Origin of the sequence: Nocardia panacis (genome assembly GCF_003598715.1) — a bacterium.
Taxonomy (GTDB): domain Bacteria; phylum Actinomycetota; class Actinomycetes; order Mycobacteriales; family Mycobacteriaceae; genus Nocardia; species Nocardia panacis.
In genome coordinates this window covers 198,514-224,546 of sequence record NZ_QZFU01000016.1, presented here as the reverse complement: position 1 = coordinate 224,546, position 26,033 = coordinate 198,514, and the positions used below count along the sequence as shown (strand labels likewise).

At 68.0% G+C, this 26,033-nt stretch carries 21 protein-coding genes; 9 read left to right on the top strand and 12 right to left on the bottom strand.

The window, feature by feature from the left end; all coding sequences use genetic code 11:
• The first annotated feature begins 11 nt into the window (after nt 1-11).
• From mftC to mftG, 3 genes are all read left to right on the top strand, one after another.
• On the top strand, nt 12-1,502 hold the full coding sequence (gene mftC / locus D5S18_RS09115) for a mycofactocin radical SAM maturase (RefSeq protein ID WP_120040434.1): 1,491 nt from the start codon (nt 12-14) through the stop codon (nt 1,500-1,502).
• 195 nt (nt 1,503-1,697) lie between these two features.
• Complete coding sequence (gene mftF, locus D5S18_RS09110; RefSeq protein ID WP_120039392.1) at nt 1,698-3,098, top strand: mycofactocin biosynthesis glycosyltransferase MftF; 1,401 nt, start codon at nt 1,698-1,700, stop codon at nt 3,096-3,098.
• Nucleotides 3,099-3,131: 33 nt separating this feature from the next.
• Nucleotides 3,132-4,565, top strand: coding sequence for a mycofactocin dehydrogenase MftG (mftG, locus tag D5S18_RS09105; RefSeq protein WP_120040432.1), 1,434 nt, complete (start codon nt 3,132-3,134; stop codon nt 4,563-4,565).
• A 158-nt stretch (nt 4,566-4,723) separates the two neighbouring features.
• On the opposite strand, the gene D5S18_RS09100 is transcribed toward mftG, so the two are convergent.
• Entirely contained in the window at nt 4,724-6,007 is a 1,284-nt protein-coding gene (locus tag D5S18_RS09100; RefSeq protein WP_120039391.1) for a helix-turn-helix domain-containing protein, read from the bottom strand.
• A gap of 153 nt (nt 6,008-6,160) precedes the next feature.
• Between D5S18_RS09100 and D5S18_RS09095 the strand changes: the two genes are divergently transcribed.
• Entirely contained in the window at nt 6,161-6,346 is a 186-nt protein-coding gene (locus D5S18_RS09095) for a hypothetical protein (RefSeq protein ID WP_120039390.1), read from the top strand.
• Between the two features lie 156 nt (nt 6,347-6,502).
• Here D5S18_RS09095 and D5S18_RS09090 read toward each other — a convergent pair whose 3' ends face one another.
• Nucleotides 6,503-6,919, bottom strand: a complete 417-nt coding sequence (locus D5S18_RS09090; RefSeq protein ID WP_158607843.1) for a subtilase-type protease inhibitor — start codon at nt 6,917-6,919, stop codon at nt 6,503-6,505.
• Nucleotides 6,920-7,109: 190 nt separating this feature from the next.
• Between D5S18_RS09090 and D5S18_RS09085 the strand changes: the two genes are divergently transcribed.
• A complete protein-coding gene (locus D5S18_RS09085; protein WP_120039388.1) occupies nt 7,110-8,222 on the top strand; it encodes a serine hydrolase domain-containing protein in 1,113 nt (370 codons plus the stop codon).
• 276 nt (nt 8,223-8,498) lie between these two features.
• Here the strand turns inward: D5S18_RS09085 and D5S18_RS09080 are convergent, their stop codons facing one another.
• Nucleotides 8,499-9,746: a TetR/AcrR family transcriptional regulator gene (locus D5S18_RS09080; protein WP_120039387.1), complete on the bottom strand. Its 1,248-nt coding sequence runs from the start codon at nt 9,744-9,746 to the stop codon at nt 8,499-8,501.
• Nucleotides 9,747-9,991: 245 nt separating this feature from the next.
• Here D5S18_RS09080 and D5S18_RS09075 point away from each other — a divergent pair, with 245 nt between their 5' ends.
• Entirely contained in the window at nt 9,992-11,797 is a 1,806-nt protein-coding gene (locus D5S18_RS09075; RefSeq protein ID WP_282434838.1) for a serine/threonine-protein kinase, read from the top strand.
• 468 nt (nt 11,798-12,265) lie between these two features.
• Nucleotides 12,266-13,291: an alpha/beta hydrolase gene (locus D5S18_RS09070; protein WP_120039385.1), complete on the top strand. Its 1,026-nt coding sequence runs from the start codon at nt 12,266-12,268 to the stop codon at nt 13,289-13,291.
• Between the two features lie 56 nt (nt 13,292-13,347).
• On the opposite strand, the gene D5S18_RS09065 is transcribed toward D5S18_RS09070, so the two are convergent.
• From D5S18_RS09065 to D5S18_RS09040, 6 genes are read right to left on the bottom strand one after another with little or no spacing between them, the layout of a single operon-like run.
• Nucleotides 13,348-15,282, bottom strand: coding sequence for an acetoacetate--CoA ligase (locus D5S18_RS09065; protein WP_120039384.1), 1,935 nt, complete (start codon nt 15,280-15,282; stop codon nt 13,348-13,350).
• A gap of 16 nt (nt 15,283-15,298) precedes the next feature.
• Nucleotides 15,299-16,120: an HpcH/HpaI aldolase/citrate lyase family protein gene (locus D5S18_RS09060; protein ID WP_120039383.1), complete on the bottom strand. Its 822-nt coding sequence runs from the start codon at nt 16,118-16,120 to the stop codon at nt 15,299-15,301.
• Nucleotides 16,117-16,587, bottom strand: coding sequence for a MaoC family dehydratase (locus D5S18_RS09055; RefSeq protein WP_120039382.1), 471 nt, complete (start codon nt 16,585-16,587; stop codon nt 16,117-16,119). The genes D5S18_RS09060 and D5S18_RS09055 overlap by 4 nt, the downstream gene beginning before the upstream one ends.
• A complete protein-coding gene (locus tag D5S18_RS09050) occupies nt 16,584-17,744 on the bottom strand; it encodes an acyl-CoA dehydrogenase family protein (RefSeq protein WP_120039381.1) in 1,161 nt (386 codons plus the stop codon). The genes D5S18_RS09055 and D5S18_RS09050 overlap by 4 nt, the downstream gene beginning before the upstream one ends.
• Entirely contained in the window at nt 17,741-19,789 is a 2,049-nt protein-coding gene (locus D5S18_RS09045) for an acetyl/propionyl/methylcrotonyl-CoA carboxylase subunit alpha (protein WP_120040430.1), read from the bottom strand. Before D5S18_RS09045 ends, D5S18_RS09050 begins: the two co-directional genes overlap by 4 nt.
• Before the next feature lie 5 nt (nt 19,790-19,794).
• Nucleotides 19,795-21,378 carry a carboxyl transferase domain-containing protein gene (locus D5S18_RS09040; RefSeq protein ID WP_120039380.1) on the bottom strand — a complete coding sequence of 528 codons (1,584 nt, stop codon included), beginning with the start codon at nt 21,376-21,378 and terminating at the stop codon, nt 19,795-19,797.
• 212 nt (nt 21,379-21,590) lie between these two features.
• Between D5S18_RS09040 and D5S18_RS09035 the strand changes: the two genes are divergently transcribed.
• Nucleotides 21,591-22,142, top strand: coding sequence for an SACE_7040 family transcriptional regulator (locus tag D5S18_RS09035; protein WP_120040428.1), 552 nt, complete (start codon nt 21,591-21,593; stop codon nt 22,140-22,142).
• On the opposite strand, the gene D5S18_RS09030 is transcribed toward D5S18_RS09035, so the two are convergent.
• On the bottom strand, nt 22,139-22,885 hold the full coding sequence (locus D5S18_RS09030) for a 3-hydroxybutyrate dehydrogenase (RefSeq protein WP_120039379.1): 747 nt from the start codon (nt 22,883-22,885) through the stop codon (nt 22,139-22,141). The genes D5S18_RS09035 and D5S18_RS09030 overlap by 4 nt on opposite strands.
• Nucleotides 22,882-24,249, bottom strand: coding sequence for an MFS transporter (locus D5S18_RS09025; protein ID WP_120039378.1), 1,368 nt, complete (start codon nt 24,247-24,249; stop codon nt 22,882-22,884). Before D5S18_RS09025 ends, D5S18_RS09030 begins: the two co-directional genes overlap by 4 nt.
• Nucleotides 24,250-24,390: 141 nt before the next feature.
• Here D5S18_RS09025 and D5S18_RS09020 point away from each other — a divergent pair, with 141 nt between their 5' ends.
• Nucleotides 24,391-25,314 carry a LysR family transcriptional regulator gene (locus D5S18_RS09020; protein WP_120039377.1) on the top strand — a complete coding sequence of 308 codons (924 nt, stop codon included), beginning with the start codon at nt 24,391-24,393 and terminating at the stop codon, nt 25,312-25,314.
• Here D5S18_RS09020 and D5S18_RS09015 read toward each other — a convergent pair.
• A complete protein-coding gene (locus D5S18_RS09015) occupies nt 25,311-26,027 on the bottom strand; it encodes an ABC transporter ATP-binding protein (protein ID WP_120039376.1) in 717 nt (238 codons plus the stop codon). The genes D5S18_RS09020 and D5S18_RS09015 overlap by 4 nt on opposite strands.
• Nucleotides 26,028-26,033: the final 6 nt, after the last annotated feature.

The window sequence follows — 26,033 nt, the reverse complement described above, 5'->3', positions numbered from 1 at the left end:
CGGAGGCGACCATGCTCGACCTCGATGCCCGGTGGGAACTGCACCCGAGGGTGGCGCTGCGTCCGGAACCGTTCGGCGCGCTGCTCTATCACTTCGGCACCCGCCAACTGTCATTCCTGAAGAGTCCGCGCATGGTCGAGATCGTGCGCGGTTTGGGGGAATCCGCGTCGGCCCGCGCCGCGCTGCGGGCTGCGGGCGTGGCCGATGCGTCGGCCGGACCCTACGAGCGCGCGCTCGCGCAATTGGCCGACTCGCAGATGCTCACCACCACTGCCCCGAAACAACCTGCGGTGCGGGCGATCTCGACGCCCACCGGTGCGCAGCCGCGCGGTTCGCGACTGGTGGACAAGTTCGAATCCGGTCTGGCCGCGCCGATCTGCCTGACCTGGGAACTGACCTACGCCTGCAACCTGTCCTGCGTGCACTGCCTGTCCTCCTCGGGGCGGCGCGATCCGCGCGAACTGAGCACTGACCAGTGCAAGGCGCTGATCGACGAGTTCGAGCGGATGCAGGTGTTCTATGTGAATATCGGCGGCGGCGAACCCACGGTGCGGTCCGACTTCTGGGAACTGGTCGACTACGCGACCAGCCATCACGTCGGAGTGAAGTTCTCCACCAACGGGGTTCGGATCACACCCGCGGTGGCCGCGCGGCTGGCCGCCAGTGACTATGTGGACGTGCAGATCTCGCTGGACGGGGCGGACGCCGCGGTGAATGACGCGGTGCGCGGACCCGGCTCCTACGATATGGCGATTCGCGCATTGGAGAACCTCGCGGCAGCGGGCTTCGCGGACGCCAAGCTCTCGGTGGTGGCCACCCGCCACAACATCCCCCAACTGGATCAGTTCCGGGATATCGCCGAAAGATACGGGGCGACACTGCGCTTGACGCGGTTGCGGCCGTCGGGTCGCGGTGCGGACGTGTGGGACGAGTTGCATCCCACTCAGGAGCAGCAGCGCGACCTCTACGAGTGGCTGCTGCGCAATGGCGAGGGTGTGCTCACCGGTGATTCGTTCTTCCATCTCTCCGCCTTCGGTTCGGCGCTGCCCGGTCTGAATATGTGCGGGGCGGGGCGGGTGGTCTGTCTGGTGGATCCGGTGGGCGACGTCTACGCCTGCCCGTTCGCCATCCACGACAAGTTCCTGGCCGGAAATGTGGTGGCGGACGGCGGTTTTCGGCAGGTGTGGACCGATTCGGAATTGTTCACCCGATTGCGGGTGCCCAGCGGCGGCGGTGCGTGCTCGGGTTGCGCGCACTACGACTCCTGCCGGGGCGGGTGCATGGCGGCGAAATTCTTCACCGGGTTGCCGGTGGACGGACCCGATCCGGAATGCGTCCAGGGCTACGGAGAGGCGGCGCTCGCGGCTGTCGGGCGTACGATTCCCCGGTCCGCGGTGGATCATTCGCGGCCGCAGCGGCGACCGGCCGGCGCCGGACCGGTGCCCTTGACGCTGACGGTTCGCCAACCGGCGCGAGCCTGCGCGGAGAGTCCGTTGGCATGAGACGAATCGCCAACCGGTAGTGCGCGCGTCAAATAGTTGCCGACTGGTTGCCGAGCATCCGCTGGGTTGCTCCGGCGACCGTCGGGCACGCGCCGCTCGCGAATGCGGCCGCCCCGAGCGGGTTTCGGACGGAATTCTGTCCTTTTTACCGAGCCGATGATGCCTGCGCGCCGATCTCCGCCTAGCATGCCTGGAATGCGCAATGATCGCCTGCCCGACGGATTCGGGGTGCGGATCGATCCACGGGTTCGCGCATACTCCGGGGGACGGATCCTCATCGGAGGTTCGCCCGCGCGGTTGCTGAGACTTGCCCCGGAGGCCGCCGAGATGATCGGCGACGGCTATCTCGAGGTGACCGGCCCGAAATCCGCCGTTGTTGCCAGAAGGCTGCTCGACGCCGGAGTCGGCAATCCGCGTCCGCGCCTGCTCCCCTCGCCCGAGGATGTCACCGTCATCGTGCCGCTGCACAACAATGCCGTCGGTCTGGCCCGGCTGCTGGCAGCGCTGCGCGGACACAATGTGATCGTGGTCGACGACGGCTCCGACCAGCCCGTCCAGATCCCGCGCAATCGCGGCACCAGATGCCGGGTCACCGTGCTGCGCCACGATCGCAAACAGGGTCCCGCCGCCGCCCGGAATGCCGGATTGCGGGCCGCGACAACCGAGTTCGTCGCCTTCCTCGATTCCGATGTGGTGCCGCGCAGCGGCTGGCTCGAGGTCATGCTCGGACATTTCAGCGATCCGGAGGTGGCACTGGTCGCGCCGCGCATCGTGGCGCTCGACCCGGAATCCAATACGCTGGCCCGCTACGAACACACCAGATCCTCGCTGGATCTGGGGCGGCGCGAGGCGGCGGTGCAATCGCGGGGAATGGTGTCCTACGTGCCGAGCGCGGCTTTGCTGGTGCGCCGCCGAGCGCTCTTGGCCGAGGGCGGCTTCGACGAATCCATGCACGTCGCCGAGGATGTCGATCTGTGCTGGCGGCTCGAGGGCGCGGGTTGGCGGCTGCGCTACGAACCCGCCGCCCATGTCGCGCACGACCACCGGGTGTCCTTCCGGGCCTGGTTCGGTCGAAAAATGTTCTACGGCACCGGGGCCGCGCCGCTCAGCGCTCGGCACAAGGGGATGGTCTCGCCGCTTCAGGTGCCGTCCTGGACGGTCCTGGCGGCCGTGCTGTTTGGCACGCTGACCCGCTGCGGACTCATCGGCGCGATACTCACCCTGGTCGCCGCGCTGGTCCGGCTGCGGCGCGTCTTCACCGGTGTCGACAACTCCACCCGCATCGCCGCGCTGTACCTGACGCGCGGATTCGTGGCGGGTATCTGGCGGATGGCCTCGGCCATGTGCCGACACTACTGGCCGGTCACCCTGCTGGCCATGCTGGCGTCCAGGCGGATTCGGCGCATCGCGGTCACCATGGCGCTGGCCGACGGACTCGCCGACTGGTTCACCCACCGCGACGCGGGCGGGCTCGACCCGGTGCGCTACGTCGCCTACAAGCGGCTCGACGATATCGCCTACGGCACCGGACTGTGGGTCGGGGCCTTTCGCGCCCGCAGTGTCGAGGCGCTCAAGCCCACTGCGCCGCCGCGCTGAATCCGCGTGATGCGCTGCCGCGCCGTATCCACGGTGATCGATACGCTCGTCATCGGCGGTGGCACCGCAGGGTGCGTGCTCGCCGCACGACTGAGCGCTGATCCGGACCATCAGGTAGTGCTGCTGGAGGCAGGGATTTCGGCGCAGTTGGAGTTGCGTTCGGCCACACGGCTGCCCTTGGAGCCCGATGCGCCGTGGTTGTGGCGGTATCCGGTGACGCTCGCCCCCGGTGTTTCAGGAAATATTGTGCGCGGCAAGGTTATCGGCGGGTCGGGGGTGGTGAACGGGGGGTATTTCGCGAGGGCCTCCGCCGCGGACTTCGCCGCGTGGTCGACGGCGGCGGGTTCGGACCTGTGGTCGTTCGAGGCGGTGCTGCCCGCCTATCGGCGGATGGAGTCCGACCTCGATTTCGGTGTTCGGCCCGAGCACGGGACCGAGGGGCCGATTCCGGTGCGTCGCGTCGCCGATCCGGTCGCGACCAGTCTGGAATTCGCGGAGTCCGCGGTGGGGCTGGGGTTTGCGGAGATTCCGGATCTGAATGGGGTCGATGCTGCCGCGACCGGAGTGGCGCGGGTGCCGTGCAATATCGCCGATGGGGTGCGGATGGATGCGGGGAGCGCCTATCTGCTGCCCGCGTCGACGCGTCCGAATCTGACCGTAGTCGCGGATGCGATGGTGACGCGCATAGTCTTTCGCGGTGCGCGGGCGATCGGTGCGGAAGTCCGGCGTGCGGGTCTGGTCGAGATGGTGTCGGCCGGTCGGATCGTGCTGTGCGCCGGGGCGGTGGAATCGGCGGCGCTGCTGATGCGTTCGGGTGTCGGGCCGCCGGATGAGCTGCGGGCGTTCGGGATCGAGGTGGTCGCGGCCGCGCCGGTCGGGGCATGGTGTGTGGATCATCCGGAGATCGGTCTCGAATATGGCGCGGCCGCGGATTCCGCGACCGTGCCGCTGGAATACGTGTTGGCCCTGGACGATATCGAGATTCGGCCGTACACGGTGCGATTCCGGCCAGGGGTCGGGTCGGTCGGGGTGGCGGCCATGCGGCCGCGATCCGGTGGGGAGCTGCGATTGCGATCCGGGCATCCGGATGATCCGCCGCTGATCGACTTCGGCTATCTGTCGGCAAAAGCGGATCGGGTTCGGTTGCGCGCGGGTGTCGCGGTGGCCGATGCGGTGCTGCGCGGTATGGGTGTCACACCGCTCGATCCGCCGCCTGCGGGGCGTTCACCCGGAAACGATAGCTGGCTGATGTCGAAACTTGGTACCTCACAGCATCTTTCGGGCACCTGCCGGATGGGTCCCGAGGGCGACGCCCTGGCGGTGGTCGACGCCCGGTGCGCCGTGCGCGGGGTGGACGGGTTGTTCGTGGTGGATCTGTCGGTGGCGCCGGTGCCATTGAGTCGTGGGCCGCACGCCACGGTGGCCCTCATCGCCGAGCGGGCGGCGCAATGGCTGGGGCTTAGCTGATTTCGGCCGCTATCGGAATTCGAAGCCGAACCGCCGGACAGGGAGCCGAGGACAAGTACGCTGGATGCCGGAGTGGCCGGGAGCCGTCCCGGCCGCCGGCGCCGCGCCGGTGCCGGACTCGGGGAAGGTTCGGCACCGGCGCGCTCGAGCGGATCGCCCTATACCGCAGCGCGGTTCGGGAGCAGCGCGGGTCGAGCCCGCTCGCGCCACTCGGTGATCGCTCGGCCGCGTCGCCGCCCCAGTTCGTCGTCGAAGCGCGCGGCGCGCTTGCCGACCGTCAACCCCAGGTAGGTGTGGGCGTCGGTGATGGCCTCGGTGGCCACGGCGCAGGCGTGCTCTATCTCCCCGGCATGCAGTAGCGCCGTGGCATATTCGAGGCGGACCAGCGCGGGCTCGGTGGTCTCGCGCGGATCGTAGTGGGCCAGTGCGTCGGCGGCGGCGCGCGCTGTCTCCTCGGCGCGGCCCAGTTGGGCGTAGCCGATGGCGCGGTAGAAAGCCAGCTTCTCCCGGCGGTAGGAGAAGATGCCGAGGGGGAGTTCGGAATCGGGGAGGCCGTCCAGCGCATCGGCAGAACGGGAAATACTGTGCTCGAATTGCGCCGCGTCGCCGAGATTCGCATGCGCCCGCGCCGCCATACCCCAGAGCCAGGCCGCCGCCGCGCCGCGGCGCGGATTCTCGGCCAGGCGCGGGGCCAGCAGATTCAGCACCTCGCGTGGTTTGTCGGCGTAGGTCGGCAGGTATGCCAGGCCCGCGAGCGCGAAATCCTCCGAGGAGCGGTCGCCGATATCCTGCGCGGCGTGCATGGCCGTGCCGTACCACCGGCGGGCGTGCTCGAAATCGCCCTCGTTGAACAGGATCTCGCCCGCCACATTGGCCAACCTGCCCGCCGTTCGCACCAATCGGACCTGGTGGTGGGTGGCCTGCCGGTCGACCAGGATGGTGCGCACCGTGCGGAACTGCTCGACGGTGTCGGCCAATAGCTCGTGCGGTGGGACGCGGATCACGGTGCGGCCCAGCGCCTCCGCCGATTCCTCCAGGAGACCGAGCCTGCGCTCGCCGATCGAACCCGCGTCCAACGCGGCCAGCATCTTCTCGGGCTCGTTCGCCAGCAGGGCCGCCGCCGGTCCCGCGAGGCCCGCGCCCAGGCAGGCCAGCAGTTCTCGCCTGTTCACGTCGTCATCCTCGACTTCCTTGTCGATGGCCGGGCTGCGGCCCGCGGTGATCGCGCGTTCGAAACGCGCGACGACGACCGAATCGGCCTCGGAGAGCACCCGGTCGAGCAGCCGTTGACTCGCGGCGTGCATGCGAGCCGTGCGGCCCTTCTCCCACAAGATCACGGTGCGCTGGGTGACCCCCACCAGACGCGCGAATTCCGATCGGCTCCGCCGCATCGCCGCGCGCAGTGCGAGCACATCCTTGCCCGTCCAGTCCACCTCCACCATAGGATCCCCCTTCCGCGTCGCGGATCGATACCACCGAAAAGTACTCGCAATTATCCGCATTCGGGGCTGGTCCGCACGCCGGTCGCGAGAGCAGGCTTGAGCCGCACCCGAAACCGTAGCGAGAAGCCCGAAATTGCGACAGGAGGTGAACAGATGGATGTATTGCGTTCGGATATCAGGGAATTGTGGTTGATCCAAGGCCGCGACTGCACCGAAGAGCCGCTCGGTCTCGACTACGACCGCGCGCGTTTCCTACTCACGGTGCACGGCGGTCACGGCGCGCACTGCCGCCAGTACTTGGCGGCCGCCGCCTACTGCGCCCGGCAGGCGCCGCGATGACCGGTCATGGTCCCCTTGGCGCCGACGGGGATTCGGCACGATCGGGGCTCCACACCGAAGACGGTCCGCGGCGTGCGCCGCGAAGACCTGCTTCGCGGCGGGCACGCCGTTGATCGCGGCGGGAAGGCCTGGTAGCCCGCTCCGCGCCGCCGCCGCTCAGAAGTCGAAGACGAACGAGTCGGTGTTCTCGCGCTCGCACGAATTCGCGTACTTGTGCTGCCAGGACACCTTCGTCCCGTTCCAAACGCCCTGCGCGGAAACGGTGATAGGGCGGTAGACGAACGGACAGAATCGGGTGCCGCGTCCCTTGAGCTTGTCGAAATTGCCTGCGGCTTCGGCAAGCTCACCGCATGCCTGCCCCGACTTCGGATGGGTGCCGAATACGGTCGGCGCGCACACCAACCACACCGTCCGCTGATTCGCCGCCGTCCCGATCGCCTCGCCCTCCCCGACCGTCAACGTGAACGCCGACGGCCCAATGATCCCCGACTGCGCCTGCACCGGCCCCGCCACCCCCATCGTCAATGCCGCTGCCCCGATCCCCACCCCAATCATCCGAATTGCAACGCTCATCCGTCCCTCTTTCATACCTCGATACCATCTCGCCCACCGAGAATAGTGCGGTCCCTCGACTTCGATATTGCCGAAAATTTTTAATCGAACACGTTCCCTGCGGGAAATAAAAATCACCTCTGGAGGATTGGGGAGGGAAGTCAGGGTTGGCCCTGATGTGGTGGGGGGTGGTGCGGGTTATCGTGCGGGTATGCGACTTTTGGCGGGTATCGGGGTGGTGGCGCTTGGTTGGGGGTTGGTGGGGTGGGGGGGGTCGGTGGGGGTCGCGGAGTCGATCACGGGGGAGCGAATGGAGAAGGTACAGGGGGATGTTGATGGGGTGGTGCGGGCGGGGGCGCCAGGGGGGTTGGCGACGGTGAGTGAGAACGGCCGGGATGTGGTGCGGGCCAGTGGGGTTGGGGACCGAGCGGCGGGGGTGCCGCTTTCGGTGGATCAAGCGTGGCGGGTGCGGATCGGCAGTGTCACCAAGACGTTTACCAGTGCGGTGATCATGCAATTGGTGGGGGAGGGGAAGATCGGGCTGGATGAGCCGATCGAGACGTATCTGCCGGGGTTGCTGCGGGGGAATGGGATCGACGGGCGGGGGATCACGGTGCGCCAGATTCTGCGGCACCAGAGCGGTATTCCGGATCTCCCCGACGATCCCAGGGTGGACGAGCTCGGGACGGTTCGACCGACGACACCCGAGCAGGAGGTCGCGGTCGCGCTCGAGCATCCGGCGGAATTCGCGCCGGGCAGCAAATACCGCTACAGCAATACGAACTACATCGTCGCCGGGATGCTGATCGAAAAGGTCACCGGCGCAACATATGCCGACGAGTTGACGCGCCGGATCCTGGAGCCGCTCGGATTGCGGGACACCTACCTTCCGCCTGCCGGGGAGCGGGAGATTCGCGGGCCGCACCTGACGGGATACGAGACGGTGAACGGGAAGGTCACCGATGTCTCGCGTATCGAACCTTCGGTGCCGTGGAGCGCGGGCGCGCTGGTCTCCACGGGCGCGGATGTGAATCGCTTCCTCACCGCGCTGCTGGCCGGGCGGGTGGTGCCGCGGGCGCAATTGGCGCAGATGCTCGATGGCGTGCCGATCGATGAGGGACCGGGGGCACAGTACGGGCTCGGTATCGGTCGAGTCCAATTGCCGTGCGGTGTGGAATATTTCGGTCACAGCGGGGGTATTCACGGGTTCTCGACGCTGTCCGGGGTGACCCGGCAGGGGTTGGCCGTGACGTTCGCCTTCAACAGTCAGGAAGTTGGCAACCCGGACCGCCTCGCGATGGTGGGCCACGCGCTGTGTCCATGACCGGGCCGATGAACTTTCGGCCATCCCGCAAGGGGCATTGACGCCGCGAAATATCAGCAATCGGGTCGGCCCGACCCTGATGTGCGCGGGTCCGGACACCCCTAGCGTCGAGCGTATGCGCCTGCCGCCGATCCTCAGCGGCGCGCATCGGACCAACCGAATGGTGGTCGACCAGGGCCGGTCGATCGCACGGGTCTGCCGGGGCGCTGATGAAGGGGCACGCCCCGGCAGCCCGACCCGGGTCCTGTCTCGAAGTCCCGAGAAAGGGCCCTGGCCCTAGGTCAGGGCCGGACGTCCGAACAGGGCCGACTGCACCAGCAGGCGCACCCGGTCCTGATCGGCCAGCGGCTCATTGCCGAAGGACCGGCCGAGATCGACCACCAGCGCGAAACCCGCGTGCACGAGGAATCGAGCCTCGGCGGGGGAGAGTTCGGGGCGCACCTCGCGCAGCAGCCGCGCCCATTCCTCCACGCTGAGCCGCTGGATATTGCGCAGTACGGTGCGTTCCTCCGGCGGAACGTGTTGGAACTCCGTGTAATACACGAAGCTGAGGTCGCGCTCGGCGAACGACCCCGCCACGTACTGGTCGATCAGCGAGACGAGTGCGCCCTCGCAACTGGTGGCGGCGGCGACCGCGGGGCCGATGGCACCGGAGACCCGCTCGGCGGCGCGACGGAACGCGGCGGCGAGCAGATCGCTCTTGCCGCGATAGAAGCGATAGACGGCCGAGGCGGCGGAAAGCCCTGCGGCGGTGGCGATCTCCTCGACGCTGACATTCGGGTAGCCGCGGTCGTGGAATAGCTGGACCGCCTTGTGCAGCAGCAGTTCGTGTTTGAACGAATCCGGGATCTCGAGCGCGGCGGGGGCGATGGGGCCGGGACGTTCCGGCGTAAGCACGGCCAGGGCGAGGGTCCAGCAGGTCGAAGCCAGCAGGCGGGCAATGGATTTCGCGGGCAGTGCGGCGTGATGGTCGGCGATGCTGGTGACGGCGCTGAGCATGGCCGCGCGCAGCAGCCGCAGCTCGTTGGTGTCGAGTTCGGGGCGCAGTTCGTGCAGTTGCGTGCCGAGCACGCCGAGGACGGCGGACTGCTGCTCGTTGAGCAGGGCCTGGTCCGCGGGTTCGAGATAGCGGCCCTCCCAGCGCACCAGGGTGACGGTGGCACGATTGTCGATGGTGGCCGCGATGAGGGCCTCCAGCACCTGGCGCAGGCGCTGCTCGGGAGTGTGCCGCTCGGACTCGGCGGGTAGCCGGACCGCGTCGGTCATGGCGCGGCCCACCCGCATCAGCTCCTCGTGGAACAGTGCGTATTTGCTCGGATAGTGCCGATAGAGCGCGGCCGAACTGATGCCGAGGCCGGTGGCGATATCGTCCATGCTGACGCCGTGGTAGCCCTGTGCGCCGAAGGCGGCCGCCGAGGCGGCGGCGATCTGCGCGCGGCGATTCTTCGGTCGGCGGCGCACCTCCCCGGGTGCCGGGTCGCCGAGGTTCGCCTCGCGTGCCTTTCGGCGATTGTCGACACTCATGCGAGCAATGGTAACGACCTGGTGGGGGCGTAGTTTCCCCAGGTCGCGGTGTGTTCGGGGCAACACGCCGATGGCTGGTTCGCGGCGGCCGATCCGCGACACCGACCGGTCGCGCAGGCCCGGAATTCCTTGGGCGGCTGACGCGGACCACCCCGCGCGACTTGTCCCGGATGGAAGAGATCGACGCTGACGCGACCCCTCGCAGGCGGCTATGCTGCGACGGTTGGTCGGCCGGAAGGTTTCGTGTGGAAGTCGAGGTAGGCGCGACGTTCGCCGGGTATGTCATCGAAGGCGTACTCGGACAGGGCGGAATGGGGACGGTGTTCCTCGCGCGGCATCCGCGGCTGCCGCGCATGGTGGCGCTCAAGCTGTTGAATCGGTCGGTCTCCTCGGATGCGGAGATGCGGGCGCGTTTCGACCGGGAGGCCAATGTCGTTGCACGACTGGATCATCCGGGCATTGTCGGTATCCACGATCGCGGGGTGGACAACGGCCACCTGTGGATCGCCATGCAATACGTGCAGGGTATCGATGCGGCCCGGCTCGATATTCGCACGCTGGCGGTGGAGCGCGCCCTGCGCATCGTCGAGGACACCGCCGAGGCGCTGGACTACGCCCACGCGCAGGGCGTACTGCACCGCGACATCAAACCCGCCAATATCCTGCTGGCCGCGCCGGCGGCGGGCCGGGCGGAGCGGGCCGTGCTCACCGACTTCGGCATCGCGCGGCTCCAGAATTCCAACACGCATCTGACGGTCACCGGAACATTCACCGCCACACTGGCTTTCGCCTCTCCCGAACAGCTCTCCGGCGAGGTCGTCGATCATCGGGCCGACCAGTACTCTCTCGCCTGCACCCTGTTCGCTTTGCTCACCGGCGCCGCGCCCTTCGCGGGGGACAATCCGGGTCAGGTCATCACCGGACACCTCTCCCGTCCTGTTCCCCCGCTCGGTCGCCCGGACCTGCCTCCCGCCCTGGATGCCGTCATCGCCCGTGCCATGGGCAAGTCTCGCGCCGAAAGATTCGGCAGTTGCACCGAATTCGTGGCGTCGGCGCGGGCGGCGCTGAGCGGGGCGCAGGCGGCGCGGCGCGCGCCGACCATGCTCGGTCCCGCGCACCACCTGCCGGGGGTGCACATTCCCCCGCATCGGAATTCCCAAGCGGGGCAGACCGGTGCGTCGATGGGGCCGGGGCATGCCGCGAATCCGCATCGGACCGCGCAGGCGATGGCCGGGAATTCGATGGGCGCGCCCCGGTTGGCAAGTGGCGCACCCGCTCCCACCAGTGCCGCGCAGAGCGGATTCCCGCAGGTTCCCGGTGGCCGGGGCACGGGACAGCATGCGGTCGGTGGTGCACAGGGCCACGCCGCGGGCGGAGTCGTCCGGACGAATCCGGGTCGGGTCGCGGGTGGCGGACTCCCCGTCGGCAACGCGGCTGTGACCGGGAACCCTTATGCCGCACGGAATCTGGAAGGCGCGCGGCAGTCTCCTGGCCGACAGGAGGCCGCGCGCAAGGCCGGGGATGTCCCGGCTGCACGCAAAGAGGCCGGTGTGCGGGACAATCCGGCGACGCCAGGGAAAAGTCCTGTCGTAGGCCGGGATACGGCGTCGCGACCCGCGCAGGCCGGATCGGGTTCGCGATCGGCAGGTGCGTTCACCGCATGGACCGTGGTGGTGCTGGCGTTCGTCCTGGGGATGTACGCCGCGATGCGGGCCGAGGCGGTGTGGTCGATGTGGTTCGCGGGCGCCGCATCGGCGCGGCAGGTCGCGCGATTCGAGGCGATCGAACCGCTGGCCGGGTACGCGGTGATGGCGTTGTTCCTGCTGCCGGGAGCGCTCGCCCTGGCGCTGCGGCGGCGCGGCGGCCGCACGCTCGTGGTGCTCGGCTGCCTCGCGACCATCGGAAAGTCGCTGTTGGAGATCACCTGGGGTTATGTCCGGCACCTGCGGATCTTCGAGGACTCCGGCATGGTGGTGCTGCTGTTCGCGGCGTTCCTGCTGCTGCTGGCCATCTCCCGCCGCACCGCGCGCTGGTTGCACGCGCGTCGCTGAAAACGGCCGCGTCGCACCGGGATTCGTGGGCACCGTGCGGCCGGAAGAGACCCGGCGACGTGCGCCGGTGCGCGGTAGGGTAGCGTGTCCATGACCCTAGAAATCGGGCTACTGGAGGTGTGGTCCTGACAATAGGCTGATGCGGTGGGTTTCCCGTGGCGCGAAGCCGATCCATCCGCCACGTCATGGTCACCACGGCCTGTGTGCGTGAACTCTGGTGCAGCCCCGAGCGGGAAGCTTTACCCCGCCCGCATCTTTCGTCTCTGTGGGCCGCCATCGGCCCGGTGACCTGCGCGTGCCAACGGCGATCGCGGTGACTGTCCCGAATTGTCGAGCCGATCGCGCAATCGATCGGCGGGATCTTACATTACCGAGTCGGCGGCCTCCGGCGAACGCTGTAACGATTCGGATCTTCCGGAGGACATAGCGGAACGGAAGCGCGCCGCCAATGTTTGAGGAGTGATACGAATGACGCGACGATCCACTCTCCGAAGGAGTGCGACGTTCGCCGTGGCCAAGGCCGCCGCATTGGCGTTGACGGCGACACTGACCGCAGGCCTCTTCGGCGGGGTCGCCACGGCGGATGCGACCAAGTCGTCGTCGGTGACTTCGGTCACCAAGGAGGGGCGGCTCTGGCATCTGAAGGTGTACTCGGCGGCGATGGATCGCGAGATCCCGATCGATGTGCACCGGCCGGTGGACGAATCCAAGCCCGCGCCGAACCTCTACATGCTCGTCGGCTTGGACGGCGGTGAGGGAACCGCGAATTGGCACGACAAGACCAAGGCGCTGGACTGGCTGGGCGATAAGCCGATCAATATCATCGAGCCGCTGGCCGGGCGCGGCAGCTACTACACCGATTGGTTGCAGGCCGATCCGGTGCTCGGCATGAACAAGTGGCGCACCTTCTTCACCGAGGAGTTGCCGCCGCTGCTCGACAGCACCCTCGGGTCCTCGGGTGTCAACGCGCTCACGGGCCTGTCCACCTCGGGTACGGCGGTGCTGGCGCTGGCCGAGGCCAAGCCGGGGCTGTGGAAGTCCGTCGCCGCCTACAGCGGTTGCGCGCAGACCTCCGATCCGATGGGGCAGAAGTTCGTCAAGCTGGCCGTGGAGACCTGGGCCAGCGGCGACACCAAGAATATGTACGGTCCGACGGACAGCCCGCTGTGGGCGCAGAACGATCCGGTGGTCAATGCGGAGAAGCTGCGCGGCACCAAGCTGTTCATCGCCAGCGGCAGCGGCATTCCCGCCGCGAAGGATGTCGAGACCTACATGACCGAGGGCGGCCCGGTTTCGGGTTCGATCAACCTGGGCGCCGGGATGCTCATCGAGGCCGCCACCAACACCTGCACCGCGAATCTGAAGAATCGCCTGGAATCGCTGAATATTCCGGCCACCTACCAGTTCTCGGACGGCACCCACAACTGGCCGCTGTGGGAGCGGACCCTGCCCGCTTCCTGGCCGGTGCTCGCGGAGGGTATGGGAGTCTCCTGATCCCCTGACAGACTGATCGGCCCGCCACCCGGAATTCGGGTGGCGGGCCGATTTGTCTACCTACCCGGTCGCACGGCGGCGTACCAGTCGAGCAGCTCCGGATCGTCCACCGCACTGCGCTCCACCACGCGGGCGGCCTCGGCGCCCTGGAACAGCTTCTTGATCGGCACCTCGAGCTTCTTGCCGGTCCTGGTGTGCGGAATGCCCGGTGCGAGAATGATCTCGTCCGGGACGTGGCGCGGGGAGACCTCGGTGCGAATGGCGCCCACGATGCGCGCCTTCAGTTCCTCGGTGAGTTCCGCGCCGGGGGCGAGGGTGACGAACAGCGGCATCCAGTAACCGCCGTCGGGCTGTTCGGCCCCGATGACCAGCGCCTCGGCGATCTCGGGCAGCTGTTCGACGGCCTGGTAGATATCGGCGCTGCCCATCCGGATGCCGTGCCGGTTCAGCGTCGAATCCGAACGGCCGTGCACCACGATGCTGCCGCGCTCGGTGATGGTGATCCAGTCGCCGTGGCGCCAGACGCCGGGGAAGTCGTCGAAATAGGCGTCGTGATAACGCTTTCCGTCCTCGTCGCGCCAGAAGCGGACCGGCATGGACGGCATCGGCTCGGTGATGACCAGTTCGCCGACCTCGCCGCGCACCGAGGCGCCCTTCTCATCGAAGGCGTCGAGCGCCACGCCGAGCAGCGGTGCGGACAGCTCACCGGGCCACACCGGGACGGTGGGTACGGCGCCGATGAAGGCCGACACCACATCGGTGCCGCCGCTGATCGAGTTGATCTGCACGTGTTCGCCGATGTTCGCGCCGAGCCACAGTGCCGAGGAGGTGGGCAGCGTCGCGCCGGTGATGCCGACGGTGCGCAGTCGGGACAGGTCGTGTTCGGTGCGTGGCACCGCGCCCGCCTTGATGCAGCCGAGCACATAGCCGGGACTGGTGCCCAGGACGGTGGCGCCGACCTGGGCGGCGATGCGCCACAAGGCATCCGGTGCGGGATAGGCCGGGCTGCCGTCGTAGGTGACGATGGTGGTGCCCGCCAGCAGTCCGGCGATCTGGAAGTTCCACATCATCCAGCTGGGGCTGGTGTACCAGAGGAAGGTGTCCTCGCGGCCGATATCGGTTTGCAGCACAAGGGCTTTGAGGTGTTCGAGCACGACGCCGCCGTGTCCGTGCACGATCCCCTTGGGCAGTCCGGTGGTGCCGGAGGAGAAGACGATCCACAGCGGATGGTCGAAGGCGACCTGCTCGGGGACGAGTTCGGCATCCTGATCGGCTGTGGCCTCGGCCCATCCGGTGCTGTTCGGAACTTCCAGTCCCAGTTGGGATATGGCGATCGTTGCGACCAACGCCGGCAATCCGTCCGCTAGCGCGGCGATATCGGCGCGCTTGTCGTGCTGCTTGCCATTGAATCGGTAGCCGTCGGCGGTGATCAGCACCTTCGGCTCCAATTGCCCGAGTCGGTCCAGCGCCGCCTTGGGCGAATAGTCCTGGCCGCAGGCGCTCCACACCGCGCCGAGGCTCGCGGTGGCCAGGAAGGCCACGATGGTCTCGGGGATGTTGGGCAGGTAGCCGATCACCCTGTCGCCCGACTCGACGCCGAGCGAGCGCAGGGTGTGGGCGAGCGCCGCTGTCCGGCCGAGCAATTCCGACCACGACACCTCCGCGACGGTGCCGTCCTCGCGGGCCTGCAGGATCGCGGGCCGGTCGGTGCGGGCCTGGCGCAGCACCTGGTCGACATAGTTCAGGGTGGTGCCCGGAAACCACTGCGCACCTGGCATTTCCGCATTCGCCAGCACCTCGCCCGCGATGGGGCCGAGTTCGAAATAGTCCCAGACCGCGCCCCAGAAGCCGGCCAGATCGCGCACCGACCACTGCCACAGCTCGCGGTAGTCCGAGGTGGTCGTGCCCGTGCGGGCCGCGACGAACTTCGCGAAGTCGGTGAGCTTCGCCTCGGCGATACCCTGTTCGGTGGGCACCCACTGTGGTTGCACCGCAAATCCTCCTGAACTAGTGCTGCTGTCTCCCGCGCGGCGCGCGCCGCAAGGTCTGTTCGGCGTGCCGCAGCACGGGGGCGTCCACCATAGTGCCCTCGAAGGCGAACACCCCGCGATGCTCGGGCGCAGCGGCGAGCACGCGCTGCGCCCAAGCGATCTCCTGCTCGGACGGGGCGTAGCCCTCGGCGATGACCGGCACCTGGCTCGGGTGGATGGCGACCTTGGCGTCGAAGCCCACCGCGACCGCGTCGGCGGTCTCGGCGCGCAACCCGTCGAGATCGCGGATATCGAGGTAGACCGCGTCGAGCGCGAGACGGCCGTACGCCTTGGCGGCCAGCAGCACCGTGGACCGAACATGGCGGGCCACCTCGCGATACCCGCCCTCGGCGGTGCGGCTGGAACTGCCGCCGAGTCCGGCGACCAGATCCTCCGCACCCCACATGACACCGATCGCGTTGTCCGCCCGCACCGATCGTTCGACGGTCAGCGCACCCAACGGCGATTCGATCAGCAGGATCACCTCGTACCCGTCGAGCGCCGTGACCTGTTCGGCCGATTCGCATTTGGGCAGCATGAGTCGCCGGTACCCGGTGGCGGCCAACGCCGCCAGATCGCGGACCTGCTCCTCGGTGCCCGCGGCATTGACCCGCACCACGGTGCGGGCCGGATCCAGCGGTGTCTCGACCAGCGCCTTGCGCGCGGCGGCCTTGTCGGCCGGTGCCACACCGTCTTCCAGATCGAGGATGACGACATCGGCGACCGCCGCGGCCTTCGCGTAGCGCTCGGGCCGGTCGGCGGGGCAGAAAAGCCAGGCGGGTCCGGCGAATTCGGTCATGCGGGCCGCCGCAGGACGAGGGTGCTGCGCTCGGCGGTCGCCACGATATCGCCGTGCTGATTGCGCGCGGTGTGGGCAAAGGTCACCACGCCCTCGCCGGGACGGCTCTTGGATTCCCGCTTCGCGGTGACCACCGTCTCGGCGTACATGGTGTCGCCGTGGAACAGCGGTTTGGGCAGGGTCATCGCGCCGAAACCGAGATTGGCGACCAGGGTGCCCTGTGTCAACTGCGCCACCGACAGCCCGACCAGCGTGGACAGGGTGAACATCGAATTGACCAGGCGCTGCTGGAACGGAGGCTGCGCATCGGCGAACGCGGCATCCAGATGCAGCGGCTGGGTGTTCATCGTCAGCGTGGTGAACAGGACATTGTCCGCCTCGGTGATGGTGCGGCCGGGGCGGTGCTCGTAGACCACATCGGTCTCGAACTCCTCGAACCACAGTCCGCGCTGGACCACGCGCCTCACAGGCCGAGCTCCCGTCCGATCAGCATCAGCTGCACCTCCGTCGTGCCCTCGCCGATCTCCAGGATCTTGGAATCCCGGTAGTGCCTGGCGACTGGGTATTCGTTCATGAAACCGTAGCCGCCGAAGACCTGGGTCGCGTCGCGGGCATTGTCCATGGCGGCCTCGCTGGCGATCAGCTTGGCGATCGAGGCCTGCTTCTTGAACGGTTTGCCCGCCAGCATGAGTGCGGCGGCGTCGTAGTAGGCGGTGCGGGCGACGTGGGCGCGCGCCTCCATCCTGGCGATCTTGAAGGCGATGGCCTGATTGCGGCCGATGACCTGTCCGAACGCCTCGCGCTCCTTGGCGTAGCGCACGCTGGCATCCACACAGCCCTGGGCCGCGCCGACCGCGAGCGCGGCGATGGCGATGCGGCCCTCGTCGAGGATGCGCAGGAAGTTGGCGTAGCCGCGACCGCGTTCGCCCAGCAGGTTTTCCTCGGGCACCCGCACATCGGTGAAGCTGAGCGGGTGGGTGTCGGAGGCGTTCCAGCCGACCTTGTTGTAGGCCGGTTCGGCGACGAATCCCGGAGTGTCGGTCGGCACCAGGATGGTGGAGATCTCCTTCTTGCCGCCGGTCTGGCCGGTGACCGCGGTGACGGTGACCAGGCGGGTGATATCGGTGCCGGAGTTGGTGATGAACTGCTTGGACCCGTTGATGATCCACTCGCCGCCGTCGGTGACGGCGGTGGTGCGGGTGCCACCCGCGTCCGATCCCGCGCCGGGTTCGGTCAGGCCGAAGGCCGCGAGGTTGCGCCCGCTGGTCAGGAGGGGGAGCCACTGCTGCTTCTGCTTTTCATTGCCGAAGCGGTAGATGGGCATGGCGCCCAGCGAGACGCCCGCCTCGAGGGTGATGGCCACGCTCTGGTCGATCTTGCCGAGCTCCTCGAGGGCCAGGCACAGGGCGAAATAGTCGCCGCCCATGCCGCCGTACTCCTCGGGGAAGGGCAGACCGAACAGGCCCATCTCGGCCATGCCCGCGACCACCTCGTACGGGAAGGTATGCGCGGCATCGTGTTCGGCGGCCACCGGCGCGAGGACCTGGTTCGCGAAATCGCGCACGGTCAGGGCCAGTTCGCGGTATTCCTCCGGCAGGGTGCCGGTGGACAGGAAGTCGGTCATGCGGAAGTTCCTTCTCGCTCGGTATTTTCGGCATTCGCGGGCGCGGTGTCCTCGGGTGCGGCGACGATGCGGGCCAGCACCTGGTCCAGACGCACCTGCGCACCCGGTTCCACCAGGATTTCGACGGTTCCGGCGACCGGGGCGGTGAGCGAATGCTCCATCTTCATGGCCTCGACGACCACGATCGGATCGCCCGCGGCCACCGCGTCCCCGGTCGTGACCGGGACGGCGATCACCGAACCCGGCATGGGACTGTGGATCTCGGCATCGCCGATGTGCTCACCGCCGCCGCGCACATCGGCCTCGGCGACCTCGCGCAGCAGTGCGATACCGGAAGGTCCGGCCACCCAGAGGTGTTCGCCGTCGACGGCGACCCGGTATTCGCGGCGCACGCCGTCGATGGTCAGCGCCAGACCGGAATCGGTGAAAGCGGCCGTGAACGTGACGGATTCGCCTTCCCCGACCCTGGCGACGGCGGCGTCGGGGGAGCCGGTCAGGTAGACGTGCTCGGTGCGCTCGCCCGCCGTCAACCGGACCGCGGTGGCGGCGGGTGCGCCGAGTCGCCAACCCGAGGGCACCTGCCACGGGTCGACGGGCGCGCTCGGCCAGCGCGGCAGCCACTGCCGGGCCGCTGCGGCAAGTAATTCGGCGGTGCCTGCGGGAGCCGGGACGAAATCGCCGACCCGGCGATCGAGCAGTCCGGTGTCTAGCCTGCCCGCCGCCACGTCGGGATCGGCCAGCAGGAAGCGCAGGAACTCGATATTGCTGGTGACCCCGAGCAGCACCGTATCGCCCAGTGCCCGATCGAGTTTCGCGAGCGCCGCCGCGCGGTCGGGACCGTGCGCGATGACCTTCGACAGCATCGGGTCGTAGTCGCTGCCGACCACGGTGCCCACCGCCAGGCCCGAATCCACGCGCACGCCTTCGCCGTTCGGCTCGGACAGTGCCAGCACCGGCCCGCCGGTCGGCAGGAAGCCGCGACCGGGATCCTCGGCGTACACCCGCGCCTCGACGGCATGCCCGACCAGGCGGATATCCTCCTGGGCCACCGCGATCTTCTGACCGGCGGCCACCCGCACCTGACACTCCACCAGGTCGATGCCGGTGACCAGTTCGGTGACCGGATGCTCCACCTGCAGGCGGGTATTCATCTCCATGAAGAAGAATTCGTCCGGACGATCGGCCGAGACGATGAATTCCACCGTGCCCGCGCCGACATAGTTCACGCTGCGCGCGGTATCGCAGGCGGCCGTGCCGATCCTGGCCCTGGTCGCCGCGTCGAGCAGCGGTGAGGGGGCCTCCTCGATGACCTTCTGATGCCTGCGCTGCAAACTGCATTCGCGTTCGCCCAGGTGCACCACAGTGCCGAATTCGTCGGCCAGGATCTGCACCTCGATATGCCGGGGTCGGGTGACGAAACGCTCCAGGAACAGGGTGTCGTCACCGAAGGCCGAGGCCGCCTCGCGGCGGGCACCGACCAGTGCGGCGGGCAGTCCGGCCGGATCGTCGACCCGGCGCATACCCTTGCCGCCGCCGCCCGCCGACGGCTTCACCAGCACCGGATAGCCGACCTCGGTCGCCGCCTCGATCAACTCGGCATCGGTGAGGTCGGGCCGGGCCAGACCCGGCACCACCGGGACACCGAAGGCCGAGACCGTGGTCTTGGCCGCGATCTTGTCGCCCATGACCTCGATGGCCCGCGCGGGCGGACCGAGGAAGACGATATCGGCGGCGGCCAGCGCGGCGGCGAACGCGGCGTTCTCGGAAAGGAATCCGTAGCCGGGATGCACGGCTTGCGCGCCGGTGCGCACCGCCGCGTCCACCACCTTCTCGATATCCAAATAGCTTTCGCGCGCGGGGGCCGGACCGAGGCGGACCGCGGTATCGGCCTCCCTGACATGCCTGGCCTGCGCGTCGGCGTCGCTGTACACCGCGACCGATCGAATTCCCATGGCGCGCAGCGTGCGAATGACGCGCACCGCGATCTCACCGCGATTGGCGACCAGCACGGTGTCGAAGCGGACGGGATGGTTCTTGTTCATCATCGCGATCACATCCGGAAGACGCCGTAGGAAACGGGTTCGAGCGGCGCTTGCGCGCACACCGAAAGGGCAAGTCCGAGCACGGTTCTGGTATCGGCGGGATCGATGACGCCGTCGTCCCAGAGGCGGGCGGTGGAGTAGTAGGGATTGCCCTGGCTCTCGTACTGCTCGCGGATGGGGGCCTTGAACGCCTCCTCGTCGGCGGCCGACCACGGCTGCCCGTTGCCGTCGAGTTGATCCCCGCGCACGGTGGCCAGCACCGAGGCCGCCTGCTCGCCGCCCATCACCGAGATTCGAGCATTGGGCCACATCCACAGGAAGCGCGGCGAATACGCGCGCCCGCACATGGAGTAGTTGCCCGCGCCGTAGGAGCCGCCGATGACCACGGTGAGCTTGGGCACCCGCGCGCAGGCGACGGCGGTGACCATCTTCGCGCCGTGCTTGGCGATACCGCCCGCCTCGTAGTCGCGACCGACCATGAAGCCGGTGATGTTCTGCAGGAACAGCAGCGGGATCTTGCGCTTGTCGCACAGTTCGATGAAATGCGCGCCCTTCATGGCGGATTCGCCGAACAGGACGCCGTTGTTGGCGACAATGCCGACCGGGTGGCCGTGGATGCGCGCGAACCCGGTCACCAAGGTCTTGCCGTACTCGGCCTTGAATTCGTGGAAACCGTGCTCCCCGTCGACGATTCGGTCGATGACCTCGTGCACGTCGTAGGGGGTGCGCAGATCCACCGGCACCACGTCGTACAGGTCCTCGTGCGGACGGGCGGGCTCGGAGCCGGGCAGCACCTCCCACGGGCTGTCCGGGCGCGGACCGAGGGTGGCGACGATGCGGCGCACGATGCGCAGCGCGTCGCGGTCGTCCTCGGCCAGGTGATCGGTGACACCCGAGGTGCGCGAATGCAATTCGCCGCCACCGAGCTCCTCGGCGGTGACCACCTCGCCGGTGGCCGCCTTCACCAGCGGCGGACCGCCGAGGAAGATGGTGCCCTGATTGCGCACGATGACGGCCTCATCGCTCATGGCGGGCACATACGCCCCGCCCGCGGTGCACGAGCCGAGCACCGCCGCGATCTGCGCGATCCCCTTGGCGCTCAAGGTGGCCTGGTTGTAGAAGATGCGGCCGAAATGCTCCCGATCCGGGAAGACCTCGTCCTGGTGCGGCAGATGCGCGCCACCCGAATCGACCAGGTAGATGCAGGGCAACTGATTCTGCAGCGCGATCTCCTGGGCGCGCAGATGCTTCTTGACCGTCATCGGGTAGTAGGTGCCGCCCTTGACGGTGGCGTCATTGGCCACGATGACGCATTCGCGCCCCGAGACCCGGCCGATGCCGGTGATGACGCCCGCGCCGGGGCAGTCGTCGCCATACATTCCCGTGGCGGCCAGTGGGGACAGCTCCAGGAAGGGGCTGCCCGGATCCAGCAGTTCGTCGACCCGCTCGCGCGGCAGCAGTTTGCCGCGCGCGACATGGCGCTGCCTGGACTTGGCCGGGCCGCCGAGTGCGGCGGTGGCTAGTCGTGCGCGCAGGTCCTCGACCAGCGCGCGGTGCGCGCTGCGATTGTCGAGGAGTTCGGTATGTGTCATCCCGCTTGCCTTTCCACCGATAGCCTCGCGGCTGATTCGGGTGCGTGCCTGAGATGCTGCCCTCAGTTAGTGGCCGATAACTGGAATCCAGGTTAACCTTGACTAACTGAGATGTCCAGAACGCCAGGATATCGAGGACACGGACATCCAGGACACGGAGAGGAACGGCGGTGACCAGGATCGAACCGGCCGCGACCACCCGGCGCGAACAGATGAAGGCCGAGCGCCGCAGACAATTGCTCGCGGCGGGCGCCCGGCTCATCGCGGAACGCGGATACCTCGGCATGCGCTTGGACGACCTCGGCGCCGCCGCCGGGATCAGCGGCCCCGCGGTCTACCGGCACTTCCCGAACAAGGAGGCGCTGCTGGTCGAACTGCTGGTCGGGGTCAGTCGCCGACTGCTCGACGGCGGCAGGGCCGTGGTGGCGCAGCGGGATACGCCCGAGCAGGTGCTGACCGGACTCATCGACTTCCACCTGGACTTCGCCTTCGGCGAACCCGAACTCATCCGAATCCAGGACCGCGACCTGGACAATGTGCCTGCCCCCGCCCGCCGGGAGATCCGGCGCACCCAGCGCGAATACGTCGAGGTGTGGGTGGGGGTGCTGCGCGAGGTCCATTCGGAGCTGCCCGAGGAGGCGGCGCGGGTGCGCGCCCACGCCGCCTTCGGTCTGCTCAACTCGACACCCCACAGCGCCTCGGCGGGGGTGGCGGCCAAGGCGCGACCCGTGCTGCGGGAGATGGCGGTCGCGGCGCTCGCCTAGCGAGCACTCCAGCCGCCGTCCATGGTGTACGAGGCGCCCGTCACCATGCCCGCCTCGGGCGCGGTGAGCCAACTCACCAGCGCGGCCACCTCCTCCGGTTCGACCAGACGTTTGATCGCGCTCTCGGTCAACAGGATTCGGGTCAGCACCTCCTGCTCCGGAATGCCGTGCGTGCGAGCCTGATCGGCGATCTGCTTATCCACCAAGGGGGTTCGCACATAGCCGGGATTGACGCAGTTGCTGGTGACACCGTGCGGACCGCCCTCCAGCGCCGTCACCTTGGACAAACCCTCCAGGGCATGTTTGGCGGTGACATAGGCGACCTTGTACGGCGAGGCCCGAAGTCCGTGCACCGACGAGATATTGATGATCCGACCGTAGCCCCGCGCGTACATGTGCGGCAGCGCGGCGCGGGTGAGCAGGAACGGCGCCTCCACCATCAGGGTCTGGATCCGGCGGAACTGCTCGGGCGGGAAATCCTGAATGGGATCGATGCGCTGCACCCCGGCGTTATTGACCAGGATATCCACTTCGAGGCTCAGCGATTCCAGGGCCTCGACCTCGAGAAGATCTACCGCCCAAGCCTTTCCGTCCAGCTCCTTGGCCAGGCGCTTGGCCCCGATGTCGTCCACATCGGCGATGGTGACGGTGGCCCCGCGCGCCGCCAACGCCTTGGCGCAGGCGGCGCCGATACCACTGGCGCCGCCGGTGACCAAGGCGCTGCGGCCCGATAGGTCGGTCATTTGGCGACCGCTGCCGCGCCGGCGGGAAGGTTCTCGGTGTACGCGGCGTCCGCGCGGTCGATATCCTCGAGCGCGATACCCTTCGTCTCCTTGGCGGCGACCACCGCGATCAGGGTGATGAAGGCGGAGGCGGCGAGGTACCAGGCGATCGGGACCGAGGACCTGTAATCCTCGAGCAGTCGCACGGCGATGATCGGCGCGAGCGAACCCGCCACGATCGAGGTCACCTGATAGCCCAGGGAGACACCGGAATACCGCATCCTGGTCGGGAACATCTCCGCCATGAGCGCGGGCTGACCGGCGTACATGAGGGCGTGGAAGATCAGACCGATGATGATCGCGCCGATGATCAAGACGTAGTTGCGGCTGTCCATCATCGGGAAGGCGAAGAAACCCCAGGTGCCCGCCGCGAGCGCGCCGACGAAATAGACGGGACGCCTACCGAATCGGTCGCTCAAGCGCCCGGCCAGCGGCACCGCGCCGAAGTGCACCGCGTGCGCGATCAACAGCCACCACAGGATGTTCTTGGTGTCGGCGTGCACCTGCGTCTTGAGGTAGGTGATGGAGAAGGTGACCACCAGGTAGTACACGACATTCTCGCCGAAACGCAGGCCCATCGCGGTGAAAACGCCACGGGGATAACGCTTGAGCACCTCGACCACGCTGAGCGAGGTCTTCTTCAGTTGCTCGGCCTCCTGCTGGGCCTGCTTGAAGATGGGCGCGTCGCTGATCTTGGTGCGAATGTAGTAGCCGATCAGCACGACCACCGCCGAGAGCCAGAAGGCCACCCGCCAGCCCCAGGACAGGAAGGCCGCGTCGGATTGGGTGGTGGTCAGGGTGAGCAGCACGATGGTGGCGAGCAGATTGCCCATCGGCACACCCGCCTGCGGCCAGCTCGCCCAGAATCCGCGACTGCGACTGGGAGAATGCTCGGCCACCAGCAGCACCGCGCCGCCCCACTCGCCGCCGACCGCGAAACCCTGGACGAAGCGCAGGATCACCAGCAGGGTCGGGGCCAGGTAGCCGACCTGGCCGTAGGTGGGCAGACAGCCCATCAGGAAGGTGGAGGCGCCCACCAGGACCAGGCTGAACTGGAGCAGCTTCTTGCGACCGTACTTGTCGCCGTAGTGGCCGAAGACCACACCGCCCAGCGGGCGGGCCGCGAAACCCACCGCGTAGGTGATGAACGCGGCCAGGATGCCGTCGAGTTCGCTGCCGCCGGATTTGAAGAAGACCTTGTTGAACACCAGCGTCGCCGCCGTGCCGTACAGGAAGAACTCGTACCATTCGACGACCGTGCCCGCCATGGAAGCCGCGACCACTCTTCGTAAATTGGTGGGCGCGAAGGTATCTCGCACGCTCATCGAACTACTCCTTCATGATCCGGGCCACAACGGACATCAAATGTGATGGCCCCCACAGAATCGTGGTTGGAAAGAGTATTCGTGCAGATTCTCTTTGCCGCAAGAGGCAGATTCGCACGAGGCATCTGCAATAATGCACACATGGTGTCTTCGGGATCGTCGCGGGGGTCGCCGCGCCGACCGAACGCGGACGATCTGCTCGTCCTGCTCGCCGTCGGCCGCACCGGCCGATTCGTCACCGCCGCAGCCGAACTCGGCATCAACCACACCACCATCTCGCGCCGGGTGGCCGCGCTGGAGGAGGCGCTCGGCGGACGGGTGCTCACCAGGGTCGGCGGCGGCTGGGAACTCACCGAACTCGGGCATTCGGCGCTGGTCGCGGCCGAGGCGGTGGAGGCGGCCCTCGGATCGCTCGGTGGTTGCGAGCATCAGGTGCTGCGGGGCGTCGTCCGGATCTCGGCCACCGACGGTTTCTGCGCCTACATCGCCGCGCCGGCCGCCGCGCAGGTGCAGCGGCATCATCCCGAGGTAGCGGTGGAGATCGTCGCCGTCACCCGCCGCGTCTCCCAGCAGCGGACCGGACTCGACCTGGAGGTCATGGTCGGCGAACCACAGGTGCACCGCGCCAAGGCGATTCGACTCGGGGACTACTGCTTGGGGCTCTACGGCTCTGTCGAATACCTGCGCACGCACGGCGCTCCGCGCGATCGGGGCGACCTGATCGATCACTCGCTGGTTTACTTCATCGACTCCATGCTCCAGGTCGACGATTTGGATCTCGCCCGCACCTTCGCGCCCGCCATGCGCGAATCCGTCACCTCCACCAATGTTTTCGTCCATGTCGAGGCCACCCGCGCGGCTGCGGGCTTGGGCCTGCTGCCGTGTTTCATGGCCGATCGCCACGCCGATCTCGTGCGCGTGCTGCCCACCGAGGTCTCCGTGCGCCTCACCTACTGGATGGTCGCCCGCACCGAAACGCTGCGCCGCCCCGAGGTCGCGGCCGTCGTCGATGCCATTCGCGCCCAGGTGGTAGCGCAGCGCCCGGCGCTGCTCGGACTCGCCTAAATCCTGACCGGGCTGGGGGACAGGCGGCCATCGGTCATGCGGTAGACGGCGGTCATGCGATGCAGGTGCGAGGGGTCGTGCGTGACCAGGAGGGTCGCGGCGCGATGGGTGTCGGCCATGGTGAGAATGAGATCGATGACGGCCGAACCGCGTTCGGTGTCCAGTGCGCTGGTTGGTTCATCGATGACCAGCAGGGACGGATTGTTCATCAAGGCGCGCGCGATATTCACGCGTTGCCGCTGACCGCCCGAGAGCTGGGCGGGCCGCTTGTGCGCGTGCTCGGCGAGGCCGACGGCGTCGAGGAGATCCGCTGCCCTGGAACGGGTTTTGTGCCGCTCGGCGCGCGGGGTCCACAGGCGTTGGCCCAGATGGGTCATGGCCTGCAACTGTTCCAGGGCGGTCAGAGCCGGAATCAGATTGGGTTGCTGGAAGACGACGCCGATACCGGTGCGCCGCAGCGCGGCCGCCTCGCGGCGCGTCAGTCGCGTGAGATCGGCCGCGCCATCCGGTGTCTCGAGTACGACGCGGCCGGAATCGGGGCGGATGAGAGTGGCGGCGACGGCCAGCAGACTGGACTTGCCGGAGCCGGAGGGGCCGGTGATGGCGGCGATCTCACCCGCGCCGACCCTCAGGTCCACTCGGTCCAGGGCGGTCAGACGATCGGCGCCATCCGGGTAGGTGAGGGTGATGTCTTCGATGGAAAGCACTGGTATTTCCCC

Excerpts from the sequence above, each read along its gene's own strand:
- mftC (WP_120040434.1), top strand. The coding sequence starts at position 12 with ATGCTCGACCTCGATGCCCGGTGGGAACTGCACCCGAGGGTGGCGCTG.
- mftF (WP_120039392.1), top strand. The coding sequence starts at position 1,698 with ATGCGCAATGATCGCCTGCCCGACGGATTCGGGGTGCGGATCGATCCA.
- D5S18_RS09100 (WP_120039391.1), bottom strand. The coding sequence starts at position 6,007 with ATGGTGGAGGTGGACTGGACGGGCAAGGATGTGCTCGCACTGCGCGCG.
- D5S18_RS09095 (WP_120039390.1), top strand. The coding sequence starts at position 6,161 with ATGGATGTATTGCGTTCGGATATCAGGGAATTGTGGTTGATCCAAGGC.
- D5S18_RS09090 (WP_158607843.1), bottom strand. The coding sequence starts at position 6,919 with ATGAGCGTTGCAATTCGGATGATTGGGGTGGGGATCGGGGCAGCGGCA.
- D5S18_RS09085 (WP_120039388.1), top strand. The coding sequence starts at position 7,110 with ATGCGACTTTTGGCGGGTATCGGGGTGGTGGCGCTTGGTTGGGGGTTG.
- D5S18_RS09080 (WP_120039387.1), bottom strand. The coding sequence starts at position 9,746 with ATGAGTGTCGACAATCGCCGAAAGGCACGCGAGGCGAACCTCGGCGAC.
- D5S18_RS09070 (WP_120039385.1), top strand. The coding sequence starts at position 12,266 with ATGACGCGACGATCCACTCTCCGAAGGAGTGCGACGTTCGCCGTGGCC.
- D5S18_RS09060 (WP_120039383.1), bottom strand. The coding sequence starts at position 16,120 with ATGACCGAATTCGCCGGACCCGCCTGGCTTTTCTGCCCCGCCGACCGG.
- D5S18_RS09050 (WP_120039381.1), bottom strand. The coding sequence starts at position 17,744 with ATGACCGACTTCCTGTCCACCGGCACCCTGCCGGAGGAATACCGCGAA.
- D5S18_RS09045 (WP_120040430.1), bottom strand. The coding sequence starts at position 19,789 with ATGATGAACAAGAACCATCCCGTCCGCTTCGACACCGTGCTGGTCGCC.
- D5S18_RS09040 (WP_120039380.1), bottom strand. The coding sequence starts at position 21,378 with ATGACACATACCGAACTCCTCGACAATCGCAGCGCGCACCGCGCGCTG.
- D5S18_RS09035 (WP_120040428.1), top strand. The coding sequence starts at position 21,591 with ATGAAGGCCGAGCGCCGCAGACAATTGCTCGCGGCGGGCGCCCGGCTC.
- D5S18_RS09030 (WP_120039379.1), bottom strand. The coding sequence starts at position 22,885 with ATGACCGACCTATCGGGCCGCAGCGCCTTGGTCACCGGCGGCGCCAGT.
- D5S18_RS09025 (WP_120039378.1), bottom strand. The coding sequence starts at position 24,249 with ATGAGCGTGCGAGATACCTTCGCGCCCACCAATTTACGAAGAGTGGTC.
- D5S18_RS09020 (WP_120039377.1), top strand. The coding sequence starts at position 24,391 with ATGGTGTCTTCGGGATCGTCGCGGGGGTCGCCGCGCCGACCGAACGCG.